This is a genomic window from Methyloversatilis discipulorum (assembly GCF_000385375.1).
In the GTDB taxonomy this organism is placed as follows: Bacteria; Pseudomonadota; Gammaproteobacteria; order Burkholderiales; family Rhodocyclaceae; genus Methyloversatilis; species Methyloversatilis discipulorum_A.
Window position 1 is genome coordinate 3224656 of record NZ_ARVV01000001.1, and the last position, 22008, is coordinate 3246663.

The window sequence follows — 22008 nt, forward strand, 5'->3', positions numbered from 1 at the left end:
CATTCAGGCTCATCGGCCCGGCGCTTCCGTCGCGAAGACCGGGCCGCACCGCGAGGAGATCTGCATGAACTACACCGGAAGCTGCCACTGCGGGCGGATCGCCTTCGAGGTCGATGGCGAACTCGCTGGCGAACTGACGGGCGCCGTCGCCTGCAACTGTTCGATCTGCCGGCGCAAGGGCGCGCTGATGTGGTTCGTGCCGCGCGCGGCGCTGAGGCTCAGGACGCCTGCGTCCGACATGGCGAGCTACACCTTCAACAAGCACGTGATCAAGCACCGCTTCTGTCCGCATTGCGGCATCCACCCGTTCGGCGAGGGCAGGCGGCCGGACGGCGTCGAGAGCGCGGCAATCAATGTGCGCTGTCTGGACGACGTCGACATCGAGTCGCTGCCGGTCAGGCATTTCGACGGCCGCGCGCTGTGAAGCCGCGCATCACGCTGATCACGCTGGGCACCGACGACCTGACGCGCGCCGTCGCCTTCTACCGCGACGGTTTGGGCTGGCCCACCGAAGGCATCGTCGGCGCCGAGCACGAACACGGCGCGGTGGCCTTCTTCGAGCTGCAGCCCGGGCTGAAGCTCGCGCTGTGGCCGCGCACCAGCCTCGCTCACGACGCCGGCATCACCGCCAGTGCAACCGACCCGGCCGGCTTTTCGCTGGCGCACAACGTCGCATCGAAAGCCGAGGTCGATGTGCTGATGACCGAAGCGAAGGCCGCCGGTGGCCGCATCGTCAAGCCGGCCCGCGACACCTTCTGGGGCGGCTACGCGGGTTACTTCGCCGATCCCGACGGTCATCTGTGGGAGGTGGCCTGGAACCCGCACTGGGAACTGCCGGAATGACCGCCCCGCTGACCGCTCAGCTGACCACACTCCCCGCCGACCTGCCGGCGCCCGCCGACGACGGTGCTGCCGCCCACCTCGAAGGCCTGCTCCTGCCGGCGCTCGCGCTGCCGGCAACCGACGGCTGCACGGTGCAGCTGTCGACGCTGCCCGGCCTGCAGGTGATCTACATCTACCCGATGACCGGCCGACCCGGCGTGCCGCTGCCCGAGGGCTGGGACGCGATACCGGGTGCGCGCGGCTGCACGCCGCAGTCCTGCGCCTTCCGCGATCACCACGCGGAACTGGCCGCACTCGGCGCCGGCGTGTTCGGCCTGAGCACGCAGGACAGCGACTATCAGCGCGAGGCGGCCACGCGTCTGCATCTGCCCTTCCCGCTGCTCAGCGACAGCGACCTCGCGCTGCGCGACGCACTGTCGCTGCCGGTGTTCGAGGTCGACGGTCGCCTGCTGTACCGCCGGCTCACGCTGATCGCCGACGCGGCGCGCATCGTCAAGGTGTTCTACCCGGTGTTTCCGCCGGACCGCAATGCGGCCGAGGTGGTGGCTTGGCTGCGCGCGCGGCGGCAGCCATGAAGGTCACGCCCGCCCTGGTGTTCGCGCTGCTTTCGGCCACGGCGCTCGCCGCGCCGCCCGCGCTGACGCCCTGCCCCGACAAGCCGAACTGCGTGTCGACCGAAGCATCGGGCAAGGCGCAGATGGCACCGATACCGTTTTCCGGCACGGTGGCCGAAGCACAGGACGCACTGCGCCGTGCGCTCACCGCCCAGCCGCGCAGCATGATCACGCGCGACGAGCCGGGCTTCGTCGCCGCCGAGTTCCGCTCGCGCGTGTTCGGCTTCGTCGACGCCGCGGAATTCGTCATCGATGCCGATGCGCGCGTCGTCCGCTATCGCAGCGGGGCGCGCAGCGGCCATTACGACTTCGGCGTAAACCGCGAGCGGATGGACGCGCTGCGCGCCGCGCTCAGCCCGCAACGCTGAGCGGTCGCGGCGCCGGTTCGAGCGTGAAGCACACGCAGCCGTCACGGTTGAGCGCGAGCCGCAGCACAAAGCCGGCTGCCTGTGCCTGCCTGGCCGCCTGGTAGAGCCCCACGCCCAGACCCGCCGCGGAGCTGACCGGCTCACGCAGCAGGACGTCGGCGAGCGCCGGCGCGATCGCGCTGCCGTTGTCCTCGACCGACAGGCGCTCGCCGCCCAGGCGCATCACGATGGCGATGCCCGGCTCGGTCTGCCGCTTGTGCAGCGCATTGGCGATCAGGTTTTCGGCAACCGTCGTGTACAGCGCGCCGGGCAGCCAAAGATCGGGCTCGGTCGCGCCCTCGACCGCCACGCCGTCACCGGCGAAACGGGCCGACATCGACTGCAGCCACTCCGGCGCCGGCATCCATTCGCCGTCGGCCGGCTGTGGCCGACGCAGCTTCTCTAGCGTCGCTTCGAGCCGCGCGGTGATCACCGGCAACTGACGCGCCAGCAGCGCGTTGGCGCGCTCCGCGGAGTCCGGACCGTCGGCTTCGCGCGCGGCATAGCACAGCGTATTAAGCGACTGCAGCAGGTTCTTCACGTCGTGCGTGAGGCGGGCGCCGGTGTCGTGTATCGCGGACAGATAGCTCAGGCGGCGCAGTTCCTCGGCGCGCAGGCGGGCCTGATAGAACTGGCCGAGCAGTTGCACCAGCAGATTGAAATGCCACACCAGCCCGCCGGACAGCGGCCGCTGCGTGAAGATGGCCAGTTCGAGCAGCGGGTGCTCGAAGTCGTAACGCTGGGCACCGCGGCGGCCGAACTGACCTTCATGCGCGCGACTGCCGCCGCGCGTGCGCCACTCGCCGCCGGCAACCAGCGGCAGTGCCGACAGGCGGTTGGCGGCGCGGGCGACGAAATCCTCCGGTCGGCCGTCCTCTTCCGCCAGCGCGGCCAGGCTCTCCAGCCATCGTTCGTAGGGCAGCGCCAGCGACAGCACGTAGCGGGTGAAGGCCACGCCCAGGCCGCCGAAGCCGCCGCGCGGATTCCACGCCCAGCTGAGCAGCATCAGCATCGCGGCCAGCACGGTCAGCGTGCCGAGCAGGGCACGCAAGTAGTCGACGCCAGCGATCAGCATCGCGGCCAGCGTACCCAGCGCCAGCACGGCCAGCAGCAGCAGCACGAACAGGCCGGACACGAAATCCAGCACTTCGCGGTCGCGGTCCGCGCGTTCGTGACCGGGCACGGCGAGCATGACGGTCAGCGCCAGCGGCGACAGCCACAGGCCCAGCGTGTCGATGCCGGCTGGCAGCGACAGGCCGGGCGGCAGCGCGCGCGGCAGCGCAACGGTGAACAGCGCAGTGATCAGGTAGGCGAGCGCGCCGAGGTAATAGATGCGCGGCCCGCGCGAGGTCGAAAAGAACACCTTGCCGCCGACCAGTCCGGCCAGCAGCAGCATCCACAGGCTGAGCACCGCCGGCCCATAGAACACGACCATTGCCAGCACCGCGACCGCGAGCAGGATGAGCGCGCGGGCGTTCAGCCTGCTCTGCGCGCCGACCAGCGGCTGCCACATCAGCAGCAGGCCGATGTGCGACAGCAGCGCGACGCGCCCCAGCGTCACGTCGTCGCCTATCCACAGCAGGCCGTGCAGGCTGGCCAGCACGCACAGCAGCAGCCAGGGCCGTACGCGCGTCAGCCAGTCGAGCAGGCGTGGCGTCTGCGGCGCCGCTTCGCGCGGGCTCACCGCTGCGTCCTGCCCGTGCGTCGGCGCCCGGCCGGGCCGGCACGCAAGTGACCGGAACGTGACGGAACTGTCGAGAAGCGGTCAGTTCGGAACGGCCGCGCGGCTCCGGTTGGCTTGTCTGCGCGGCCCGTTCGCCCCGACAAGGAAAAAAACTGTATCGGATTCAGCATGATGCACACCGCCGCTGCAGAAAGGCGGCAATGGGCACGGATCGTGCAGTGGGGTGGCTATCAAGGAGGACTTTCATGAGATCCACGCAAAACGGTTTCACACTGGTCGAAATCGCCATCGTTCTGGTCATTATCGGTCTGCTGCTCGGCGGCGTGCTCAAGGGTCAGGAACTGATCAACAGCGCCAAGGCGAAAAGCCTGGTCAATGATTTCCGCACGATATCGACCGCCGTGTACGCCTACCAGGACCGCTTCCGCTTCATGCCGGGCGACGACCCGGCAGCCGGCCAGCATGTCGGCGGTGCGAACGCCAGCAGCCCGTCCGGCGAAGCCCGCGGCAACGGTCGCGTCGGCGGCAACTGGAACTCGACCACCACGACCGACGAATCCTTCCTCGTCTGGCAACACCTTCGCATGGCCAATCTGCTGACCGGCACCAGCGACACCAGCGATACCAGTGCCACCAGCAATTACTACCCGCGAAATGCCGACAACGGCCGCATCGGCATCACCGGCGCCGTGCCGATCTCCGTACCCAGCACCTCGGCAACCTCGCCCAGTTCCGCCTCGGTGCCGATGACCGGCGCCTTCTTCATCTGCTCGGACGGCATTTCCGCCCGACTTGCCCGCCAGGTCGACTCGACCATGGACGACGGCGCCACCAACACCGGCAATGTGCGCGCGATGGCCCAGGTCAGTGGCGCTGGGGCGGCCACCGGTACCGCGATCGAAATCACGCCGGACCTCGAACGCACCAGCAGCGATCTGTACACGGTCTGCGTCGCCTACTGACCGACCCGCCGGGCGGCGTCCGCCGCCCGTTTCCTGCCTCGACTACCCCTTCAGCAGCTTCGATTCCGCCCGCGCCAGTTCGGCCGGCTCACCGAGCAGCACCACCACGTCGCCGTTCTCGAAAGCCAGGTCGGAACTCGGTTCGAGCGCGCGGATGCCGCGCCGGCGTATTGCGCTCACCTCGACCCGCACGTCCTCGAAATGGAATTCGTCGATGCGGTGGCCGATGGCCCAAGCACCGGGCGCCAGCGCGACCGAGTGCAGCCGCTTGTGCTGCGCCTCGCTGACCGCCTCTTCGGCCAGATGTTCTGCACCGCGATACAGGCCGCGCAGCAGGTGGTAGCGGTCGCCGCGCAACTGGCGGATGCGCTTGAGCACCCGCGCCAGCGGCACGCCCAGCAGCACCAGCGCGTGTGTGGCCAGCATCAGTGACGACTCCAGCGATTCCGGCACCACTTCGGTGGCGCCAGCGGCCGACAGCTTGTCGTAGTCGCGCTCGTCGAAGGTGCGCACCACCACCGGCACGTCGGCGCGCAACTCGTTGGCCAGACGGATCACCCGCATCGCCGCGTCGGTATCGACGAAGGTGACGACGACGATGGACGCGCGCGCGATACCGGCGGCGATCAGCGTTTCGCGCCGGCCGGCGTCACCGAACACCACCGTCTCGCCGGCCGCCGCCGCCTCGCGCACGCGCTCCGGGTCGAGGTCGAGCGCGATGAAGGAAATGCCTTCGTTTTCGAGGAAGCGGCCGAGGTACTGGCCGTTGCGGCCGTAGCCGCAGACGATGGCGTGGCCGTCGGTGGCCAGCGACTGGGCGGCGATCGAGGTGAGCTGCATCGAGCGCAGCAGCCACTCGGACGGCACCAGTCGCAGCACGATGCGGTCGGCGTAGTGGGCCAGTATCGGCGCGACGAGCAGCGTGAGCAGCAGCGAGGCGAGCACGATCTGCAGGATGCGGTCGGGAATCAGGTGGGCGGAATCGGCCAGCGCCATCAGCACGAAGCCGAATTCGCCACCGGCGCACAGCCACAGTCCGACGCGCAGCGCGTTGCCGGGCGACGAGCCGAAGAAGCGCGACGCCGCGGCCGCCACCGCGAACTTGCCGACCAGGATGAACAGCACCGTCACCAGCACGAAGAACAGCTCGGAAAACACCAGCGCGAGGTTGAGCTTCATGCCGATGGTGACGAAGAACAGCCCGAGCAGCACGTCACGGAAGGGCTTGATGTCCTCCTCCACCTGGTAGCGGTACTGCGTTTCCGAAATCAGCATGCCGGCGAGGAAGGCGCCCAGCGCCAGCGACAGCCCGGCCACCTCGGTGGCGAAGGCCATGCCCAGCGTCACCAGCAGCACATTGAGCATGAACAGCTCGGGCGACTTGCGCATCGCGACGATGTGGAACCAGCGCTGCATCAGCCGCGGGCCGAGATAGAGGATGAGGGTGAGCGCGACCGCCGCTTTCACCGCGGCCAGCCCCAGCGCCTCGACGCTTTCCTCGGCGCCCAGCGCCAGCACCGGAATGACCACCAGGAAGGGCACGACCGCCAGATCCTGGAACAGCAGCACGCCCACCACCTGCCGGCCGTGCGCGGAATCAAGTTCCAGCCGCTCGACCAGCAGCTTGATCAGCACCGCGGTCGACGACATCGCGATGGCGCCGCCGACCGCGATCGCGCCCTTGAATCCGAGACCGAACAGCCAGGCGAAGCTGACTACGCCGAGCACGCTGAAGGCGACCTGGGCGGCGCCGAGGCCAAACACCAGCCGCTTCATCGAGAACAGCTTGGGCAGCGAGAATTCGAGCCCGATCGAGAACATCAAGAAAACGATGCCGTACTCGGCAAAGTGACGCGCTTCGTCGGTGTCGGGAATGAAGGCCAGTGCGTGCGGCCCGGCCAGCGCCCCCACCAGCAGATAGCCCAGTATCGGCGGCAGGCCGATACTGCGGAAGAGGCCGACCACCAGCACCGAAGCGGTGAGCAGCAGAAGAACCAGCTCGAGGGCAGACATGGTGACGATGTGTTCGACCGTCCGCGCTTTCCGGGAGCGGCCGCCTGTCGGAGCAGGTTGTTATAATCCGCGCCGATCATAACCGATCGTTCCTGCGCCCGTAGTACGGGCGATTACACGCCTCCGCACACCCCGCCCCGCGCATGACACAGCCCGCCCCACCGAAGAACGAAGATATCCTGGCCTGCGCCCGCCGCGTGCTCGCCATCGAAGGCAGCGCGCTCGAAGCACTGTCGGCGCGCCTCGGCGACGAATTCGCTAGGGCGGTGCGCCTGATCCTCGACAGCCCGGGCCGCGTCATCGTCAGCGGCCTCGGCAAGTCCGGCCACATCGCGCGCAAGATCGCCGCCACCATGGCCAGTACCGGTACGCCGGCCTATTTCGTCCATGCGGCCGAAGCGCTGCATGGCGACCTCGGCATGATCCACCGCGACGACGTGCTGATCGCGCTGTCCAATTCCGGCGAAACCGCCGAATTGCTGGCCATCGTGCCGCTGGTGCGCCGTCAGGGCGGCCGCACGATCGCGATGACCGGCAAGGCGACATCGACGCTGGCCACGCTGGCCGACGTGCATCTGGACGCCGGGGTGGCGATCGAAGCCTGTCCGCTCAATCTCGCCCCGACCGCCAGCACCACCTGCGCGCTGGCGCTGGGCGACGCGCTGGCGGTCGCGCTGCTGGAGGCGCGCGGCTTCCGCGAAGACGACTTCGCGCGCAGCCACCCGGGTGGCGCGCTCGGCCGCCGCCTGCTTACCCATGTGCGCGACGTGATGCGCGCCCGCGACGCGGTGCCCAGCGTCGGTGTCGGCGCCACCGTCACCGAAGCGCTGCTGCAGGTGACCCGCGGCGGCATGGGCATGACCGTGGTGCTCGACGACGCCGGCGCCGTGGCCGGCGTGTTCACCGACGGTGACCTGCGTCGCGCCATCGACCGCCTGGGCGACGTGCGCACCGTGCCGGTGGCCGACGTGATGAGCCGCCACCCGCGCACCATTCCGGCTGGCCGGCTGGCGGCCGAAGCGGCCGACCTGATGGAGACGCAGCGCGTGAACCAGCTGCTGGTGCTCGACGAACACGGCGCGCTGGCCGGCGCGCTGACCATGCACGACCTGATGCAGGCCAAGGTGATATGAGCGAAACCTCCGTACTCGATGCCGCCCGCAACGTTCGCCTGATGGGCTTCGACGTCGACGGCGTGATGACCGACGGCACCATCTGGTTCGGCCCGGACGGCGATTCGCTGAAGGGCTTCAACACGCTGGACGGTCACGGCCTGAAGATGCTGGCCGGCGCCGGCGTCGAGGTGGTCATCATTTCCGGCCGTTCGTCGCCCGCGGTGCGTCACCGCGCCGCCAACCTCGGCATCACCACCGCGCTGCTCGGCGTCGAGAACAAGCGTGAGGCGATGCGCGAACTGGCGGCCGAACGCGGCATCGCGATGGAACACTGCGGCTATATGGGCGACGACATCGTCGACCTGCCGGTGCTGCGCGCCTGCGGCTTCTCGGCCGCACCGGCCAACGCCCACTTCTTCGTGCGCCAGCACGTCGCCTGGGTGGCTGAAGCCGACGGCGGCCGCGGCGCCGTGCGCGAAGTCTGCGAATACCTGCTCGACGCCCGCGGCGCGCTCGACGCGCTGCTGCAGGACTGCCTGCGTTGAACCTTCAGCGCAACGTCCAGCAGGCACTGCCGCTGCTGATCCTGATCCTGCTGGTCGGCCTGACCATGTGGCTGGAGCGCGCCACGCGCGTCGATGACCGCCCGTCCTCGGGCAAGCTCAGGCACGACCCGGACGTGATCGTCGACAACTTCACCGTGCGCCGCTTCGACCCGAGCGGCCAGGTGCAGCACACGCTGACCGCGCAGCAGCTGCGTCACTACCCGGACGACGACAGCACCGAACTGGACATGCCCCAGCTGCTCTACCGCGGCAAGCAGTCGCCGACCCATATCAGTGCCGACCGCGCGCAGTTGCTGAAGGATGGCAAGGAAGCCATCCTGCGCGACAATGTGCGCGTGCTGCGCGAAGCCAGTCCCGGCAATCCGGAGATGACGCTGGAGACCAGCGTGCTGAACGTCTACCCGGACGACGAGATTGCCCGTACCGACAAGCCGGTGAAGCTGACGCAGGGCAAATCGGTGGCACACGGTGTCGGCATGGTCGCCGACCGCGTCAAACAGACCTACATACTCGAATCGCGCGTCAAAGCCACCCTCGAAAGAACCCGCCGCCCATGACTCTGCGCCCTGCCCTCACCGGCCTGATCCTGCTCAACCTCGTGCTGGCCGCCGGCCTGAGCACGCCCGCCCGCGCCGAGCGCGCCGACCGCGACAAGCCGGTCAACCTCGAAGCGGACAAGGTGACGGTCGATGACCGCACCCGCACGCACACCTTCGAAGGCAATGTCGTGTTCACGCAGGGCACGCTGACCATCAAGGCCAACCGCGTCGTGGTGACCCAGGACGCCACCGGCTACCAGAAGGGTGTGGCCACTGGCGGCGAAGGCGGCCTCGCCCGCTTCCGCCAGAAGCGCGAGGGCCAGGACCTGTGGATGGAGGGCGAGGCGGAGCGCATCGAGCACGACGCCAAGACCGAAATCACCCGCTTCTTCGTGCGCGCCCACGTGAAGAGCGGCGGCGACGAAGTGCGCGGCCAGTACATCGAGTACAACTCGATCAGCGAGAACTACACGGTTACCAATTCGGGCGATGCCAAGTCGGTGCCGTCGGCCGGCGACCAGTCCAAGCGAGTGCGTGCCATCATCCAGCCGAAGTCGGCGCCGAAGGAGTGAGGCGCCGCCGGGTCATGAAAATCATGACCCGGTTTTCAGCGGCGGCTGGAGGTCGCACCTTCGCTTCCTGTCCATACTCTGATCCAGACACGGCAACCGCTGTGTCTTTCAAGAAGTACAACATGACGGAGAGAGATATGAACTGGGAAACCCCGAAGGCCACCGACCTGCGTTTCGGCTTCGAAATCACGATGTACGTTGCCAACCGCTGATACGCGGCTGCAACAGGAAAAAACGGCGGCGTTCCCGCCGTTTTTTTTCGCCCGTACATCCCGTGCGGGGCGGGAACTGCATCGTCCGCAGGTGTTCCGATATCAGCGAACCGTGATTAACATGCCGAAGGCTTAGGGTCTGTTGCCATTGAATCGGGAATCGCGCGCGGCCCGTGATTCAATGGCAACAGACCTTGGGGCCTGATCACAGGAGACGATGGTGACGGACGCAGACCAGGGCGCGGGGCGGACGACCAGACAGACCATACTGGTTGCCGACGACACGCCGGAAAACATCGACCTGCTGAGCGCCCTGCTGCGCCAGGACTACCGGGTCAAGGTGGCCACCAGCGGCGAGAAGGCGCTGGCCATCGTCAATTCGACCGAGCCGCCCGACCTCATCCTGCTCGACATCATGATGCCCGGCATGAACGGTTACGACGTATGCCGCCGCATCAAGGCCAACCCGGACCGGCGCGGCATTCCCATCATCTTCGTCACCGCGATGACCTCGATCGAGGACGAACGCCTCGGGCTGGAGGTCGGTGCCGTCGACTACATCACCAAGCCGATCAGTCCGCCCATCGTCAGTGCGCGCGTGCGCACCCATCTGGCGCTGTACGACCAGACACGGGCGCTGGAAGACCGCGTACGCGAGCGCACCGCCGAACTGTTCGCATCGCGCCAGCAGATCATCCGCCGGCTCGGCCGCGCCGCCGAATTCCGCGACAACGAAACCGGCAATCACGTCATCCGCATGAGCTATTACGCGCGGCTGATCGCGCAGGCGATCGGCCTCGGGCCGGAGGCGACCGAACTGCTGTTCAACACGGCATCGATGCACGACATCGGCAAGATCGGCATTCCCGACGCCGTGCTGCTGAAGCCGGGCCCGCTGAGCAAGGCGGAGTGGGCGGTGATGCGACAGCACCCCGAGATCGGCGCCGAAATCATCGGCGAGCACGACGACGAACTGCTGCAGACCGCGCGCACCATCGCCCTCACCCACCACGAGCGCTTCGACGGCAGCGGTTACCCGCGCGGCCTGATCGGTGAGAACATTCCGCTGTTCGGCCGCATCGTCGCCATCGCCGATGTGTTCGACGCGCTGATGACCGCGCGACCGTACAAGCCGGCGATGCCGATCGACGAAACGCTGCAGGTGATGGGCCGCAACACCGGCCTGCATTTCGACCCGGCCCTGATGGAGGTGCTGCCGTCGGTACTGCCGGACATGCTGCGCATCAATGCCACCTACGCCGACACGCACGGCCCGATGACCGACGTCGACGTGCCGGTGGCCGAACCGGGCGACAGCGGCGAGGGCGCCGCCCTGCCGGCCTGAGGCCTCAGGGCTGGACGCCGGCGCGCTCGTACAGCGCGGTCAGCCAGGCGTTCGCCTGTTCGAAGTCGTAGCGCTTCAATGCATCGCCGAGCGAGGCGGCCAGCGACTCCAGCGACGATCCGGCGAGCATGTGCTGCAGTTCGAGCGCACGCGCCACCGCTTCGGCGTCGCTGTCGGCGATCAGTTGCGCCAGTGCGCGCAGGGGTTCAGCCAGCTGACGAGGGTCCGGGGGGGCACCGTCGGCGACGACCTCGTCGGCCACCCAGGGATGCGACAGCAGTGACCCGATCAGCGCATCGAGCTCGCGCGTGAGCGCCGTCGCCGCGACGTCGATGTCGGCGTCGGCCGACTCGCGCGTCAGCAGTCCTTCCAGTTCCGACGCAAGACCGTGCAGCGTGTGCGCGCCGACGGTGCCGGCCAGGCCGCGCAGCGTGTGCGCCAGCCGCGCCGCCGCCTGCGCGTCCGGTCCGCGGCGCGCCTCGTCGAACTGCGTGGCGAAATCGCGCTGACCGCGCAGGAAGGCGCGCAACACGCGCCTGTACAGCTGCGGCTTGCCCATGCAATGCGCCAGCCCGGCCGCGGTATCGATGCCGGGCAGCGCGGGCACCACGTCGTCGGACGTCGCCGGGGCCGCCGCGCCGGACTGCCTGTCGGTACCGGGCTGCGGATGGACCCAGCGTGCCAGCGTGGCGAACATCTGCGGCACGTCGAGCGGCTTGGGTATGCAGTCGTTCATGCCGCAGTCGTACATGCGCGCGCGGTCCGCCTCCAGCACGCTGGCCGTCATCGCGATCACCGGCAGGTTCTGCAGTCCGGGCAGGCCGCGCAGCGTACGGGTGGCGGTATAGCCGTCCATCACCGGCATCTGGCAATCCATCAGCACCGCATCGAAACGGCTGCCGCCCGCCAGCACGTCTACCGCCTGCTGACCGTCGCCGGCGATCACCACCTCGACGCCGGCGCGCTCGAGCAGGTCGTGCGCCAGTTCCTGGTTCAGTTCGTTGTCCTCGACCAGCAGCACGCGGGCGCCGGCCACCGCCGCCATGCTGGCTTCCAGCCGTTCGTCGCCGGGCGTCGGGGCGTGTGCGTCGGCGCGCCGGCCGTAGGCCTGCGACACCGCGTCGAGCAACGCCGACGGGGTGACCGGCTTATGCAGCACCGCCTCGAAATGGCGGCCGGCCGACTGCGTGGCGACGTCGTCGCGGCCCAGCGCGGTGACCAGGATGAGCCGCATGCTGCGCTGCGGCCAGCGACGGCGCAGTTCCTCGGCAAGGCGTACGCCGTCCATGCCCGGCATCTTCCAGTCGATCAGCATGAGACCGTGCCGTCCTTCGTCGGCGGCCAGCATGTCCAGCGCCTCGTCGCCACCGGCGGCGGTGTCGACGTCGAGGCCGATGCCGCGACAGAGTGCCGCCAGCACCTCGCGTGCGCCCGGGTGGTCATCGACCACCAGCACGCGCGAACCGGGCACCGTACCGGGCAGGCGCTCGGGTACGGCGTCGGCGCCGGCCTGCAGGCCGAAGCGGGCGGTGAAGTGGAAGGTCGAGCCGCGGCCGGGTTCGCTGTCCACCCAGATGCGGCCGCCCATCAGTTCGACCAGCTGGCGCGAAATGGTGAGGCCCAGTCCGGTACCGCCGTAACGGCGGGTGATCGAGCTGTCGGCCTGGGTGAAGGGCTGGAACAGGCGCGCAATCTGCGCCTCGTCCATGCCGATGCCGGAATCGCGCACCGTGAAGTGCAGTTCGACCGCGCGTTCGTCGCGCGCCCCCAGTTCGACGCCGATGATGACGTCGCCGTGCTCGGTGAACTTGATCGCGTTGCTGCCGAGGTTGATCAGCACCTGACCGAGCCGCACCGGGTCGCCGATCAGCGCCGTGGGCAGCCCGGGTTCGGCGCTGAACAGCAGTTCCAGCCCCTTCTCCTCCGCCCTGACGCCGATCACATCCACCATGTGGTTGATCACCGTGTCGAGCCGGAAGTCGATGTGCTCGATGTCGAGGCGGCCGGACTCGATCTTCGACAGGTCGAGGATGTCGTTCAGGATGGCCAGCAGACCGTGCGCCGAGCGGTGCGCCTTCTCGATGTAGTTGCGCTGGCGCGGCGACATGTCGTCGCGCAGCGCCAGATGCGTCATGCCGAGGATGGCATTCATCGGCGTGCGGATTTCGTGCGACATGTTGGCGAGGAAGCTGGACTTCAGCTGCGCCGCCGCCTCGGCGGCATCTCGCGCGCGCAGCATCGCCGCCTCGGCTTCCTTCTTCAGTGTCACGTCGTGCGCAATCAGGCAGTAAAGGCGGCGCGCGCCCTGCTGGATAGGGATGACCGCCAGTTCGACCGTAAAGGCGCGCTCGCCGGCGCCGGCAAACTGCCATTCGCGCATCTGCGGCCGCCCCGCCTCGCTGGCGTCCGACAGCAGACGGCGCGCGGCGACGGCGCTCGATTCACCATCAGGCTGGCGCTCCGGCGACAGCGGCGTGTTCCACGGCACGCGGCCACGCAGCGCCTCTTCCGACGGCAGGCCGAACAGCGCCAGCGTGGCCGGGTTGCAGCTGATGACGCCATCGTCCTCGTCGTAGAAGAAATAGCTGTCGAAGGAGTGCTCGAACAGCGCGCGGAACTTGGCTTCGCCGAGCTTGCGCTCGGTGATGTCGAGCCAGTAGCCGTTGTAGATCGTACCGCCGCGGCCGTCGGGCATAGGCGTGCTGTCCACGCGCAGCCAGCGCGGACCGGACGGCGTGCGCACCTGCAGTTCGGTCGAACGTACCGGCGGGCTGTCGTCGTCGATGCCGCAGGCGCGCCACAGCGCGCCCGGGTCTTCAGCAACCTGCTCAGCCGTCCGCCCGAACAGTGCCTCGACGCCATGGCCGAGGAAGGCGAAGCGACCGCTGCGGCCGAGCGGGCGGTGGAAGCGGAATACGGTGAGCGGCAGCGCATTGGCCAGTTCGAGCAGTTCGCGGCGTGCGCGATGGGTATCGATGTTCTGCCGCTCGCGTCGGAACCACAGCGCGATCAGCGCCAGCCCGAGCAGGCCGACCACGAGGCCACCGGCGATGTGGCGCCGCCACAGGGCCGCCTCCTCGCGCAGCGGGAGCAGCACCCAGACGGTGTAGGGCGAGTCGTCCATCGCGCGTCCAAGCACCAGGTGACGCAGGCCGTCCACCACCTGCAGATGTGCCGTCGTGCCGTCGCCGAGCCGGGTTTCGTCGCCGCGCCACGGCAGCACCGGCGGTACCACGCCGAAGCGCGCCTTCAGGGTGGCATCGTCGATCGGATCGTCGATCGCCGGCGCGAAGCGCTTGAGCACCAGTTCGGGCGGCGACGCCAGCACGATCACGCCGTTGTTGTCGGCCATCAGTGCGAACTGGTCGTAGCCGCCGAACAGATGGCGCATCGTCTCGGCGTCCTGCTTCAGCACGAGTACGCCGGGCGGGCGCCCGACCACGTCCACCCGCGCCGAGAAGTAGAAGCCGGGCACATTCGTCGTGCGCCCCATCAGGTACTGCAGGCCAATCCCGCCATCGACCGCCTGACGGAAATACTCGCGATCGGCGTAATTCAACCCGAGCACCGCGTACGGCAGGTGGAATCCGCTGTCGGCGATGGCATTGCCGTCGGCGTCCAGCAGATAGACCAGCCCGAGATTGAAATCCTGTGCGACGGCGTTGAGCAGGCTGCTCATGCCGAGCGCGTCGCGCCGTTCCATCAGATACTGCCTGAGCGCCGGACCGGGCGGCAGCGCTCGGATCGCCTGCTCGCCCGCCTGCGCCGCCAGATACTTCTGCAACGCGTCCTGCCGCGCCAGGGTCACCGGCAATGCGGCCAGCTGACGGAAGGTGGACGATAGCGATTCGTTCAGGCTGTCCAGGCGCAGCGCGCTGCGCGCCTGCGCGTCGAGCAGGTATTCGTCGCTGGCGTTGCGCGCCGCGAACAGCGTAACCAGCGCGCAAAGGACGAGCCAGATCGCGACCAGCGCGACGAAGCGGCGCTGGAAGGCAACGGTGTCCTGTTCGAACGGTGGTTCCTGCATCGGCTGTATTCTCTTTGGCGCGGGGGCTTCCGGTGTCGGATCCGTCGATCGGATGGGCCTCCCGCGTGCGCACCGGTGACCCATCGTTATCGGCCGCCGACCGCACATCTTGACCGGGGCACAGCCTACGCCTTCGGCGCCCTCTCCGGGGCACGATGGCCCCTGTGGCACGGTCCAGGGTGACCTAGGTTACCGATCGCAAGGCCGCAGGCGGGCTATACATCGTCCCGTACCGCCGGCGCAGCGCAGCGCCGTACGGCATTCCGGCCGCACTTTTGGAAGAACGGACCCATGACCCGAGACAGCCTGCAGATCGAAAGCTTCTTCGACGCAGCGACCAACACGGTGAGCTACATCGTGTTCGATCGCTCAACCCACGCCTGCGCCGTGGTCGACAGCGTGCTCGACTACGACCCCAAATCGGGGCGCACGTCGACTGCGTCGGCCGATCGCATCATCGCCCGCGTACGCGAACTGGGCGCGCGACTGGAATGGATACTGGAAACCCACGTCCATGCCGACCACCTTTCGGCCGCACCGTGGATCAAGCAGCAGCTGGGCGGCCGGCTGGGCATCGGCGAGCACATCGTCACCGTGCAGCAGGTGTTCGGCAAGCTGTTCAACGCCGGCACCGAGTTCGAGCGCGACGGCAGCCAGTTCGACCATCTGTTCCGCGATGGTGAAACCTTCACGATAGGCAGCCTGCAGGCGCGTGCACTGCATACGCCGGGGCACACGCCGGCCTGCATGTCCTATCTGATCGAGGACGCGGCCTTCGTCGGCGACACGCTGTTCATGCCCGACTATGGCACCGCGCGCTGCGACTTCCCGGGCGGGGATGCGCGCACGCTGTATCGCTCCATCCGCACGCTGCTGGCGCTGCCGCCGGAAACCCGGCTGTTCATGTGTCACGACTACATGCCGGACGGCCGCGCGCCGTGCTGGGAAACGACGGTGGCCGACGAGCGCGCGCACAACATCCACGTGCACGACGGCGTATCGGAGGAAGACTTCGTCGCCATGCGCACCGCGCGCGACGCGACGCTGGACATGCCGGTGCTCATCCTGCCGTCGGTGCAGGTGAACATGCGCGCCGGCCATCTGCCGCCGCCTGAGGACAATGGCACGCGTTATCTGAAGATTCCGCTCGATGCGCTCTGACGCGAAGGCCACCGGGCGCGGCACAATCGACGTCGTGAACACCGGAACTTCGCACACCGACGGCCAGGCCACCCGGAACAGCGCACACGCACCGGCCCGCCGCGTCCGCGGTCTGGCGCGCTGGCTGCCGGTGCTCGACTGGGCACCGCGCTACGACCGCCCGGCCTTCGGCGCCGACCTGCTGGCTTCGCTCATCGTGACGCTGATGCTGATCCCGCAGAGTCTGGCCTACGCCCAGCTCGCCGGCCTGCCGCCGCACATCGGTCTGTACGCCAGCATCGCACCGCTGTTCGCCTATGCGCTGTTCGGCAGCAGCCACGCGCTGTCGGTCGGCCCGGTCGCGGTGGTGTCGCTGATGACGGCGGCCGCCGTTGGCGGGCTGGGCATCGCCGACGAGGCGGCGCGGCTGCAGGCGGCGCTGACGCTGGCCGCGCTGTCCGGCCTAATGCTCGTCGTGATGGGCGTGCTGCGGCTGGGCTTTCTCGCCAGCTTCCTGAGCCACCCGGTGGTATCGGGCTTCCTCACCGCGTCGGCGCTGCTGATTACGCTGAGCCAGCTCAAGCACCTGCTGGGCATACGCGCCGACGGCGACACGCTGCCGGAACTGCTGCCGCCTCTGCTCGCCGGGCTGCCCGCCATCCACCTGCCGACCGCCGCACTCGGCACCGGCGTACTGGTGTTCCTGTACTGGACGCGCACCCGCCTCAAGCCGCTGCTTGTCCGGCTCGGCGCTGGCGCGCGCACCGCCGACACCTGTGCCAAGGCCGGGCCGGTGCTGGCCGTGCTCGGCAGCACATTGCTGATGTGGGCGCTGCGACTGGACGAAGCGGGTGTGCGCAAGGTGGGCGACATTCCGGCCGGCCTGCCGCCGCTGACCCTGCCCTCACTCGATCCGGCACTGCTGTCGCAGCTGGCGCTGCCGGCGCTGCTGATCAGCATCATCGGTTTCGTCGAATCGGTGTCGGTGGCGCAGACCTTCGCCGCCAAGCGCCGGCTGCGCATCGAACCCGACCAGGAGCTGATCGGCCTTGGCGCGGCCAACCTGGCAGCAGCGGCAACCGGCGGCTATCCGGTGACCGGCGGGCTGTCGCGTTCGGTGGTCAATTTCGACGCCGGTGCAGCAACACCGGCAGCCGGCGCCTTCACCGCGGTCGGCATCGCGCTGGCATCGCTGACGCTGACGCCGGCGTTGCACTACCTGCCGCAGGCCACGCTGGCCGCCACCATCGTGGTCGCCATCCTGACGCTGGTCGATGCCGACACGCTGCGCCGCACCTGGCGCAGTTCGCCGCCCGACTTCCTGGCTGCCGCCACGACGCTGGTCGTCACCCTGCTGTTCGGCGTCGAAGCCGGCGTCAGCGCCGGCGTCGTGCTGACGTTGCTGAATCACCTGTGGCACGCCAGCCGTCCGCACATGGCGGTGGTCGGTCGGGTGCCCGGTACCGAGCACTACCGTAACGTCGAGCGCCACGCGGTCGATACCGATCCGTCGCTGATCGGCCTGCGCGTCGACGAAGGTCTGAACTTCATGAACGCCCGCCAGGTGGAGGACCGCATCCTGGCGCTGGTCGCCGCGCAACCGTCGGTGCGCAACGTGGTGCTGATGTGTTCGGCGGTCAACGACATCGATGCCAGCGCGCTCGAAATGCTGGAGAGCGTGGTGCACCGTCTGAAGGACATGGGGGTGCTGCTGCACCTGTCCGAAGTGAAGGGCCCGGTGATGGACAAGCTGGAACGCACCGACCTGCTGCCCCATCTGGGCGGCCAGGTATTCCTGTCACATCACGCGGCGGTTACTGCGCTGACTGCCGGAGCTTGTCCACCTCGGCCCTGAAGCGGCGGCGCAGTTCTTCGGTCGGCTGACCTTTCGCCTGCGCCGCCTGGATGGCGCGCAGGATGTCGACCGCGCCGGCGTCCTCGGCCAGGGTCTGCACCGCTGGCGTGGCCGCACCGGCGACCAGTTCGGCGCGCTCGGCACCGGCCTTGCCGCGTTTGGCCGAAATGACCAGCGCCGACGGCGCCGCCTTCACCGTCTGTTTCGCCGACGTCTTGCGATGGCGCTCGACCGCCGCCATGAACTGGCGACGCAAGGCCTCGGTCGGCTTGCCCTGGGCCTCGGCCTGACGCAGCTTGTTCAGCAGTTCGCTCACTTCGGGCGGCGCCGGGATCGATGCCTGCGGCGGCGGCGCCGGTGCGGCCACCGGCGGTGCGCTGACCGCCTCGGCCACGTTCTCCGGCGGGGCCACCAGCGTCGCGATCTTCAGCCGGTTGTAGCGCAGCGCCCAGGCCAGCGCGTTCTCGCCACGGTCGGACACCGCGGTGGTGCTGGCGCCAGCGTCGACCAGCGCTTTCACGATGCCCTCGTTGCCCTCGCGCACCGCCATCATCAGCGGCGTCGCCAGATTCGGCGCCCGTGCGTCGAGCTTCGCGCCATTGCGCAGCAGCAGATCGACGATGCGCGTCTTGCCGGCGAAAGCGGCGTAATGCAGCGCGCTCCAGGTCTTGTCCGGCGGATTGAGCGAGGCGCCGCGCTCGATCAGCCACTCCACCGCCCGCTGGTGGCCCTTCCACGCCGCCAGCGCGATCGCCTGCTCGCCGATGCGGCTGACGTAGTCGATATTGGCGCCGCGCTCGACGAACAGCTCCATCAGCCGGATATTGCCTTCGGCCGCAGCGATCATCAGTCCGCTGCCAGTGACGTCGGCCTCGAAATCGGGCGGCAGCCCTTCGTCCAGCCAGCGGGACGCGGAACGGATGTCGCCCATTTCCATCGCCCGTCCGAAGCGTGAAGGATCGGGCAGTTCGGCCTGTGCCGATGCCATGAAGAAGGCTGCGCTGACGGTGATCAGCGCGCGTGCGGCCGCATTCAAATCGTGAGTCCTTGTGAGAGCCGCCGTCGCGCCGGCGCGGCTGCGGCAAAATGGGGAGGAGTTTACCGACCCCACCTTACGGTTTGTCCCGCCTGAAACTTCCTTTCGCACTTGCACTGTCCGCACTGCTGCACGCCGCTCTGCTGTTCTGGCCCCGCACGTCCGACGCCCCGGCCGCGCCGGCGGTCGAGCGGCTGCAAGCGCGCCTGCTCGCGCCGCGTCCGGCCGAAACGCAGCCGGACGTACCGGTAGCCACACCGCTGCTGAAGGACACGCGCAGCGAGCGCGCCGACGAGGCGCCGCCGGCGCCGGCCGTCGTGCCCGCGCCGCGCGCGGCTCCGGTCGCCACCGCACGAGCGCGCGAACGCGCGCAACGGCAGCTGAACAGGCATGTGTTCTATCCGCAGGAAGCGATAGACGGCGGCCTCGAAGGCGAAGTGAAACTGCGTCTGCTGCTCGACGGCTCGGGCCACGTGATCGACGCCGCCGTGCTGGCCGGCAGCGGCCACCCTCTGCTCGACCGCGCCGCCCTCGACGCCGCCCGCCAGATCGGCCGTATCGACGCTGGCGGCGCGCGAGAACTGCTGCTGCCGGTGGTGTTCAGGCTGGAGTAGCCCGTATCGACGGCGAATCGAGCGTGCTTCTGTGGACACTGCCTTGGCCGCGACCCGGCCGTTGCCGTCCGCAGGCTGCGATTCAGGCAGCTGTCGGGGTCAGAAGACCCTCGCACAGGAACCTGGCTCAGGCCGGGTCGTCGTCCTGCGGCAGTTCGGGCGTGGTGTCGGGGACGCGGTATTCCTCGTTCGCCCAGGCACCGAGGTCAATCTGCTTGCAGCGCATGCTGCAGAAGGGCCGCGCCGGGTTGGAGGGCGCGTACAGCGCTGGTTCGCCACAGCGCGGGCAGACCACCATGCGGCCGGCGGGGGGTGTTGCGGACGTGCTCACAGATTGCAGAAGGTCAGTTCGAAGCCGACGTCGGTGTCGGTGACGCGCGGACGGGCGTGGCCGCCGTGCGCGATGAAGCGGATGTTCAGCGCGTACTTGTTGGCGCTGATCTCGGGTGTGAAGGGCTCGTTCAGCGGCACGCGCAGGCGCAGCATCTGTGCCGACTTGCCGCCCATCATCATCTGGAAGGCGCCATTGCCGGCGATCTGCCTCTCCGGCCGGCCGCTGGCGCGCAGCAGGCGCAGCACGATGGTGAGGCCGTCACGGATGGGCAGCATCGGGTTCAGCCAGCTCGCCAGGTCGGCCTGCCGCGCTGACGCCTCGCGATGCCGCCAGTAGTGGTAGGACGGCAGATCGAACTCGCACAGCCCGCCCGGAATCGCGGCACGGCTCTTGATGCTCATCAGCCACTCGTTCTCGCGCAGGTACTGACCGATCTTGCCAGCCATCGCGAGCAGTGCGGCACTGGCCTGCTCGATCTCGTACAGCGCGCCGGACAGCGCCTCTTCGGAAATGTCGGGATTGTTGCGGAAGGACATCAGCGTCTGGCGCTGGCGCTCGAGCTCCTGCACCAGATCGACCTTCAGATCGGCCCGCGACGCCACTTCGAGGATTTCGAACAGGCTCACCAGCGCGACATGGTGTTCGTGCGCCCCGTCGCTGCGCATGAAGTGCTGCGTGCGCTCGAACAGATCCTCCAGGCGCAACAGCGTGCGTATGCGCTCGTTCAGAGGATATTCGTAAGTGATCACAGGGGCTTGTCCGGCACAAGTTCAAGCAAATTCTGATGATTCTGACCGAAAAGCCGCACAGTCACAACGCTCCGGCGGGCTTTTCTGCTGCAGCCAGTGTCAGATAGCGGCGGTGCAGCGCGTCGACCCGGGCCGGCAGCGCCTGCGCCGGACCGCTGTTGTCGATCACGTCGTCGGCCGCCGCCAGCCGCTGCGCCCGCGTCGCCTGGGCGGCGATGATGCGGTCCGCCTCCTCGGCGGTCAGGCCGCTGCGCGCCATCGCGCGCGCGCGCTGCTGCTCGACCGGGCAATCGACCACCAGTACGCGGTCGCAGCGTTCGCGCCAGTTGCCGGCCTCGACCAGCAGCGGCACCGCCAGCACGACGTAAGGTGCGCCGCTGGCCTCGACCCGTCGGCGGGATTCGGCGCGGATCAGCGGATGCAGCAGCGCTTCGAGCTGGCTGCGCGCCGACGGGTCGGCGAATACATGGGCACGCATGCGGGCGCGGTCGAGCGCGCCGTCGGCGGCGATGAAGTCGTCGCCGAAGCTCGCGCGCAGCGGCTCGATCGCAGCGCCGCCCGGTGCGGTCAGCGCGTGCGCGATGGCATCGGTATCGACCAGTCCGGCGCCATGCGCGACGAACAGATCGGCCACCGTCGACTTGCCGCTGCCGATGCCACCGGTCAGACCCACCACGAAGGTCATGGGCAGTCCGCCGCCTCGACGCCCTCGACGGTCGCCTGCGGCTCTGCAAGCAATGCCGTCAATTCGGTGTCGCTGCCGCGCAGTTCCACGCGCAGGCGTCCGGCCTTGCCCTCGCGCATCGCGATGCGCGCGCTGCGCACCCCCTGCCCGTTCAGGCTGGACATCAGTTCCTTCGCCGCCGTCTCGGTCTTGAACAGCCCAAGCGAGATGGCGAACTTCTGACCGTCGGCGTCCGGCATCAGCGCCATCTCGCGCACGCCCAGCGCGCGCAGTTCAGCCTGCTTGCGGTCGGCCAGCTGGCGTGTCGCGAGATCGGGTATATGCACCCACCACGACGGGCTGCCCGGCTGCTCGCTTTCAGTGACTTGCACCGCCGGGTAGGCCTCGCGCGCGCGGGCGACGAACGGGTCGGCCTGCTCGCGGGTGAAGCCGGCCAGCACGCGACAGACGGCGGCCGGCGTCGCTTCGGCGTCTGTGGCCGGCTCGCTCGCGACGACCGGCGCAATGGCCACCACCGGCGCCGCTGCGCCACCACCGACCGGAACGATGCGGATGCGCTCGGGATCGATCTGGCTGGTCAGGCGCAAGGGCTCGGCGCCGTCATTGCCCAGCGCCAGCATGCCGGACGCAAAGGGCCACAGCGCGATATTGATCAATAGCAGGAGGAGGAAGGCGAGACGCATCGGTATCAGTGCA

At 68.7% G+C, this 22008-nt stretch carries 22 protein-coding genes; 14 read left to right on the forward strand and 8 right to left on the reverse strand.

What is annotated here, in order from left to right; translation table 11 throughout:
- Positions 1-64 precede the first annotated feature (64 nt).
- From METRZ18153_RS0115110 to METRZ18153_RS0115125, 4 genes are read left to right on the forward strand one after another with little or no spacing between them, the layout of a single operon-like run.
- Positions 65-424 (forward strand): GFA family protein, encoded by a 360-nt coding sequence (locus METRZ18153_RS0115110; protein WP_020165517.1) that lies wholly within the window; start codon positions 65-67, stop codon positions 422-424.
- The gene (locus tag METRZ18153_RS0115115) at positions 421-843 is read left to right on the forward strand and encodes a VOC family protein (protein ID WP_020165518.1); all 423 of its coding nucleotides are present in this window, start codon (positions 421-423) and stop codon (positions 841-843) included. Before METRZ18153_RS0115110 ends, METRZ18153_RS0115115 begins: the two co-directional genes overlap by 4 nt.
- Complete coding sequence (locus tag METRZ18153_RS0115120; protein ID WP_020165519.1) at positions 840-1418, forward strand: peroxiredoxin; 579 nt, start codon at positions 840-842, stop codon at positions 1416-1418. The genes METRZ18153_RS0115115 and METRZ18153_RS0115120 overlap by 4 nt, the downstream gene beginning before the upstream one ends.
- The gene (locus METRZ18153_RS0115125; protein ID WP_043364258.1) at positions 1415-1825 is read left to right on the forward strand and encodes a DUF1499 domain-containing protein; all 411 of its coding nucleotides are present in this window, start codon (positions 1415-1417) and stop codon (positions 1823-1825) included. The genes METRZ18153_RS0115120 and METRZ18153_RS0115125 overlap by 4 nt, the downstream gene beginning before the upstream one ends.
- On the opposite strand, the gene METRZ18153_RS0115130 is transcribed toward METRZ18153_RS0115125, so the two are convergent.
- On the reverse strand, positions 1809-3548 hold the full coding sequence (locus tag METRZ18153_RS0115130; RefSeq protein ID WP_020165521.1) for an ATP-binding protein: 1740 nt from the start codon (positions 3546-3548) through the stop codon (positions 1809-1811). The genes METRZ18153_RS0115125 and METRZ18153_RS0115130 overlap by 17 nt on opposite strands.
- A 245-nt stretch (positions 3549-3793) precedes the next feature.
- On the opposite strand from METRZ18153_RS0115130, the gene METRZ18153_RS0115135 reads away from it, so the two are divergent.
- A complete protein-coding gene (locus METRZ18153_RS0115135) occupies positions 3794-4510 on the forward strand; it encodes a prepilin-type N-terminal cleavage/methylation domain-containing protein (protein WP_020165522.1) in 717 nt (238 codons plus the stop codon).
- 42 nt (positions 4511-4552) lie between these two features.
- On the opposite strand, the gene METRZ18153_RS0115140 is transcribed toward METRZ18153_RS0115135, so the two are convergent.
- Complete coding sequence (locus tag METRZ18153_RS0115140) at positions 4553-6523, reverse strand: monovalent cation:proton antiporter family protein (RefSeq protein WP_020165523.1); 1971 nt, start codon at positions 6521-6523, stop codon at positions 4553-4555.
- Positions 6524-6666: 143 nt separating this feature from the next.
- Here METRZ18153_RS0115140 and METRZ18153_RS0115145 point away from each other — a divergent pair, with 143 nt between their 5' ends.
- The 6 genes from METRZ18153_RS0115145 to METRZ18153_RS0115170 all read left to right on the forward strand — a co-directional run bounded on the left by METRZ18153_RS0115145 (position 6667) and on the right by METRZ18153_RS0115170 (position 10872).
- Positions 6667-7656, forward strand: a complete 990-nt coding sequence (locus METRZ18153_RS0115145) for a KpsF/GutQ family sugar-phosphate isomerase (protein WP_020165524.1) — start codon at positions 6667-6669, stop codon at positions 7654-7656.
- Positions 7653-8183 carry a KdsC family phosphatase gene (locus tag METRZ18153_RS0115150; protein WP_020165525.1) on the forward strand — a complete coding sequence of 177 codons (531 nt, stop codon included), beginning with the start codon at positions 7653-7655 and terminating at the stop codon, positions 8181-8183. Before METRZ18153_RS0115145 ends, METRZ18153_RS0115150 begins: the two co-directional genes overlap by 4 nt.
- Positions 8180-8761 (forward strand): LPS export ABC transporter periplasmic protein LptC, encoded by a 582-nt coding sequence (gene lptC / locus METRZ18153_RS0115155; RefSeq protein WP_020165526.1) that lies wholly within the window; start codon positions 8180-8182, stop codon positions 8759-8761. Before METRZ18153_RS0115150 ends, lptC begins: the two co-directional genes overlap by 4 nt.
- Positions 8758-9315: a lipopolysaccharide transport periplasmic protein LptA gene (lptA, locus tag METRZ18153_RS0115160; protein ID WP_020165527.1), complete on the forward strand. Its 558-nt coding sequence runs from the start codon at positions 8758-8760 to the stop codon at positions 9313-9315. The genes lptC and lptA overlap by 4 nt, the downstream gene beginning before the upstream one ends.
- A gap of 137 nt (positions 9316-9452) precedes the next feature.
- Complete coding sequence (gene pqqA / locus METRZ18153_RS20255) at positions 9453-9527, forward strand: pyrroloquinoline quinone precursor peptide PqqA (RefSeq protein WP_008060153.1); 75 nt, start codon at positions 9453-9455, stop codon at positions 9525-9527.
- Between the two features lie 217 nt (positions 9528-9744).
- Positions 9745-10872, forward strand: coding sequence for an HD domain-containing phosphohydrolase (locus METRZ18153_RS0115170; RefSeq protein WP_020165529.1), 1128 nt, complete (start codon positions 9745-9747; stop codon positions 10870-10872).
- Between the two features lie 4 nt (positions 10873-10876).
- Here METRZ18153_RS0115170 and METRZ18153_RS0115175 read toward each other — a convergent pair whose 3' ends face one another.
- Positions 10877-14899, reverse strand: a complete 4023-nt coding sequence (locus tag METRZ18153_RS0115175) for a response regulator (RefSeq protein ID WP_020165530.1) — start codon at positions 14897-14899, stop codon at positions 10877-10879.
- A 291-nt stretch (positions 14900-15190) separates the two neighbouring features.
- Here METRZ18153_RS0115175 and METRZ18153_RS0115180 point away from each other — a divergent pair, with 291 nt between their 5' ends.
- Both METRZ18153_RS0115180 and METRZ18153_RS0115185 read left to right on the forward strand, forming a co-directional pair.
- Positions 15191-16060: an MBL fold metallo-hydrolase gene (locus METRZ18153_RS0115180; protein WP_020165531.1), complete on the forward strand. Its 870-nt coding sequence runs from the start codon at positions 15191-15193 to the stop codon at positions 16058-16060.
- Positions 16061-16094: 34 nt separating this feature from the next.
- Positions 16095-17894, forward strand: a complete 1800-nt coding sequence (locus METRZ18153_RS0115185; RefSeq protein WP_232416060.1) for a SulP family inorganic anion transporter — start codon at positions 16095-16097, stop codon at positions 17892-17894.
- Here METRZ18153_RS0115185 and METRZ18153_RS0115190 read toward each other — a convergent pair.
- Complete coding sequence (locus METRZ18153_RS0115190) at positions 17854-18930, reverse strand: ankyrin repeat domain-containing protein (protein ID WP_020165533.1); 1077 nt, start codon at positions 18928-18930, stop codon at positions 17854-17856. The two genes, METRZ18153_RS0115185 and METRZ18153_RS0115190, sit on opposite strands and share 41 nt — an antisense overlap.
- Before the next feature lie 83 nt (positions 18931-19013).
- Here METRZ18153_RS0115190 and METRZ18153_RS0115195 point away from each other — a divergent pair, with 83 nt between their 5' ends.
- Entirely contained in the window at positions 19014-19544 is a 531-nt protein-coding gene (locus METRZ18153_RS0115195) for an energy transducer TonB (RefSeq protein WP_020165534.1), read from the forward strand.
- A 127-nt stretch (positions 19545-19671) separates the two neighbouring features.
- Here the strand turns inward: METRZ18153_RS0115195 and METRZ18153_RS0115200 are convergent, their stop codons facing one another.
- From METRZ18153_RS0115200 to METRZ18153_RS0115215, 4 genes are all read right to left on the reverse strand, one after another.
- Positions 19672-19842 (reverse strand): DNA gyrase inhibitor YacG, encoded by a 171-nt coding sequence (locus tag METRZ18153_RS0115200; protein ID WP_020165535.1) that lies wholly within the window; start codon positions 19840-19842, stop codon positions 19672-19674.
- A gap of 29 nt (positions 19843-19871) precedes the next feature.
- Positions 19872-20627, reverse strand: coding sequence for a cell division protein ZapD (gene zapD / locus METRZ18153_RS0115205; protein WP_020165536.1), 756 nt, complete (start codon positions 20625-20627; stop codon positions 19872-19874).
- A gap of 61 nt (positions 20628-20688) precedes the next feature.
- Positions 20689-21312: a dephospho-CoA kinase gene (gene coaE, locus METRZ18153_RS0115210; protein WP_020165537.1), complete on the reverse strand. Its 624-nt coding sequence runs from the start codon at positions 21310-21312 to the stop codon at positions 20689-20691.
- On the reverse strand, positions 21309-21995 hold the full coding sequence (locus METRZ18153_RS0115215) for an SPOR domain-containing protein (RefSeq protein WP_020165538.1): 687 nt from the start codon (positions 21993-21995) through the stop codon (positions 21309-21311). The genes coaE and METRZ18153_RS0115215 overlap by 4 nt, the downstream gene beginning before the upstream one ends.
- Positions 21996-22008 lie beyond the last annotated feature (13 nt).

Bases quoted from the DNA above. Each gene is read 5' to 3' on its own strand.
- METRZ18153_RS0115120 (WP_020165519.1), top strand. From the start codon at position 840: ATGACCGCCCCGCTGACCGCTCAGCTGACCACACTCCCCGCCGACCTG.
- METRZ18153_RS0115175 (WP_020165530.1), bottom strand. From the start codon at position 14,899: ATGCAGGAACCACCGTTCGAACAGGACACCGTTGCCTTCCAGCGCCGC.
- METRZ18153_RS0115125 (WP_043364258.1), top strand. From the start codon at position 1,415: ATGAAGGTCACGCCCGCCCTGGTGTTCGCGCTGCTTTCGGCCACGGCG.
- METRZ18153_RS0115215 (WP_020165538.1), bottom strand. From the start codon at position 21,995: ATGCGTCTCGCCTTCCTCCTCCTGCTATTGATCAATATCGCGCTGTGG.
- coaE (WP_020165537.1), bottom strand. From the start codon at position 21,312: ATGACCTTCGTGGTGGGTCTGACCGGTGGCATCGGCAGCGGCAAGTCG.
- lptA (WP_020165527.1), top strand. From the start codon at position 8,758: ATGACTCTGCGCCCTGCCCTCACCGGCCTGATCCTGCTCAACCTCGTG.
- METRZ18153_RS0115135 (WP_020165522.1), top strand. From the start codon at position 3,794: ATGAGATCCACGCAAAACGGTTTCACACTGGTCGAAATCGCCATCGTT.
- METRZ18153_RS0115150 (WP_020165525.1), top strand. From the start codon at position 7,653: ATGAGCGAAACCTCCGTACTCGATGCCGCCCGCAACGTTCGCCTGATG.
- METRZ18153_RS0115180 (WP_020165531.1), top strand. From the start codon at position 15,191: ATGACCCGAGACAGCCTGCAGATCGAAAGCTTCTTCGACGCAGCGACC.
- METRZ18153_RS0115140 (WP_020165523.1), bottom strand. From the start codon at position 6,523: ATGTCTGCCCTCGAGCTGGTTCTTCTGCTGCTCACCGCTTCGGTGCTG.
- METRZ18153_RS0115110 (WP_020165517.1), top strand. From the start codon at position 65: ATGAACTACACCGGAAGCTGCCACTGCGGGCGGATCGCCTTCGAGGTC.
- METRZ18153_RS0115145 (WP_020165524.1), top strand. From the start codon at position 6,667: ATGACACAGCCCGCCCCACCGAAGAACGAAGATATCCTGGCCTGCGCC.
- METRZ18153_RS0115170 (WP_020165529.1), top strand. From the start codon at position 9,745: ATGGTGACGGACGCAGACCAGGGCGCGGGGCGGACGACCAGACAGACC.
- METRZ18153_RS0115200 (WP_020165535.1), bottom strand. From the start codon at position 19,842: ATGGTGGTCTGCCCGCGCTGTGGCGAACCAGCGCTGTACGCGCCCTCC.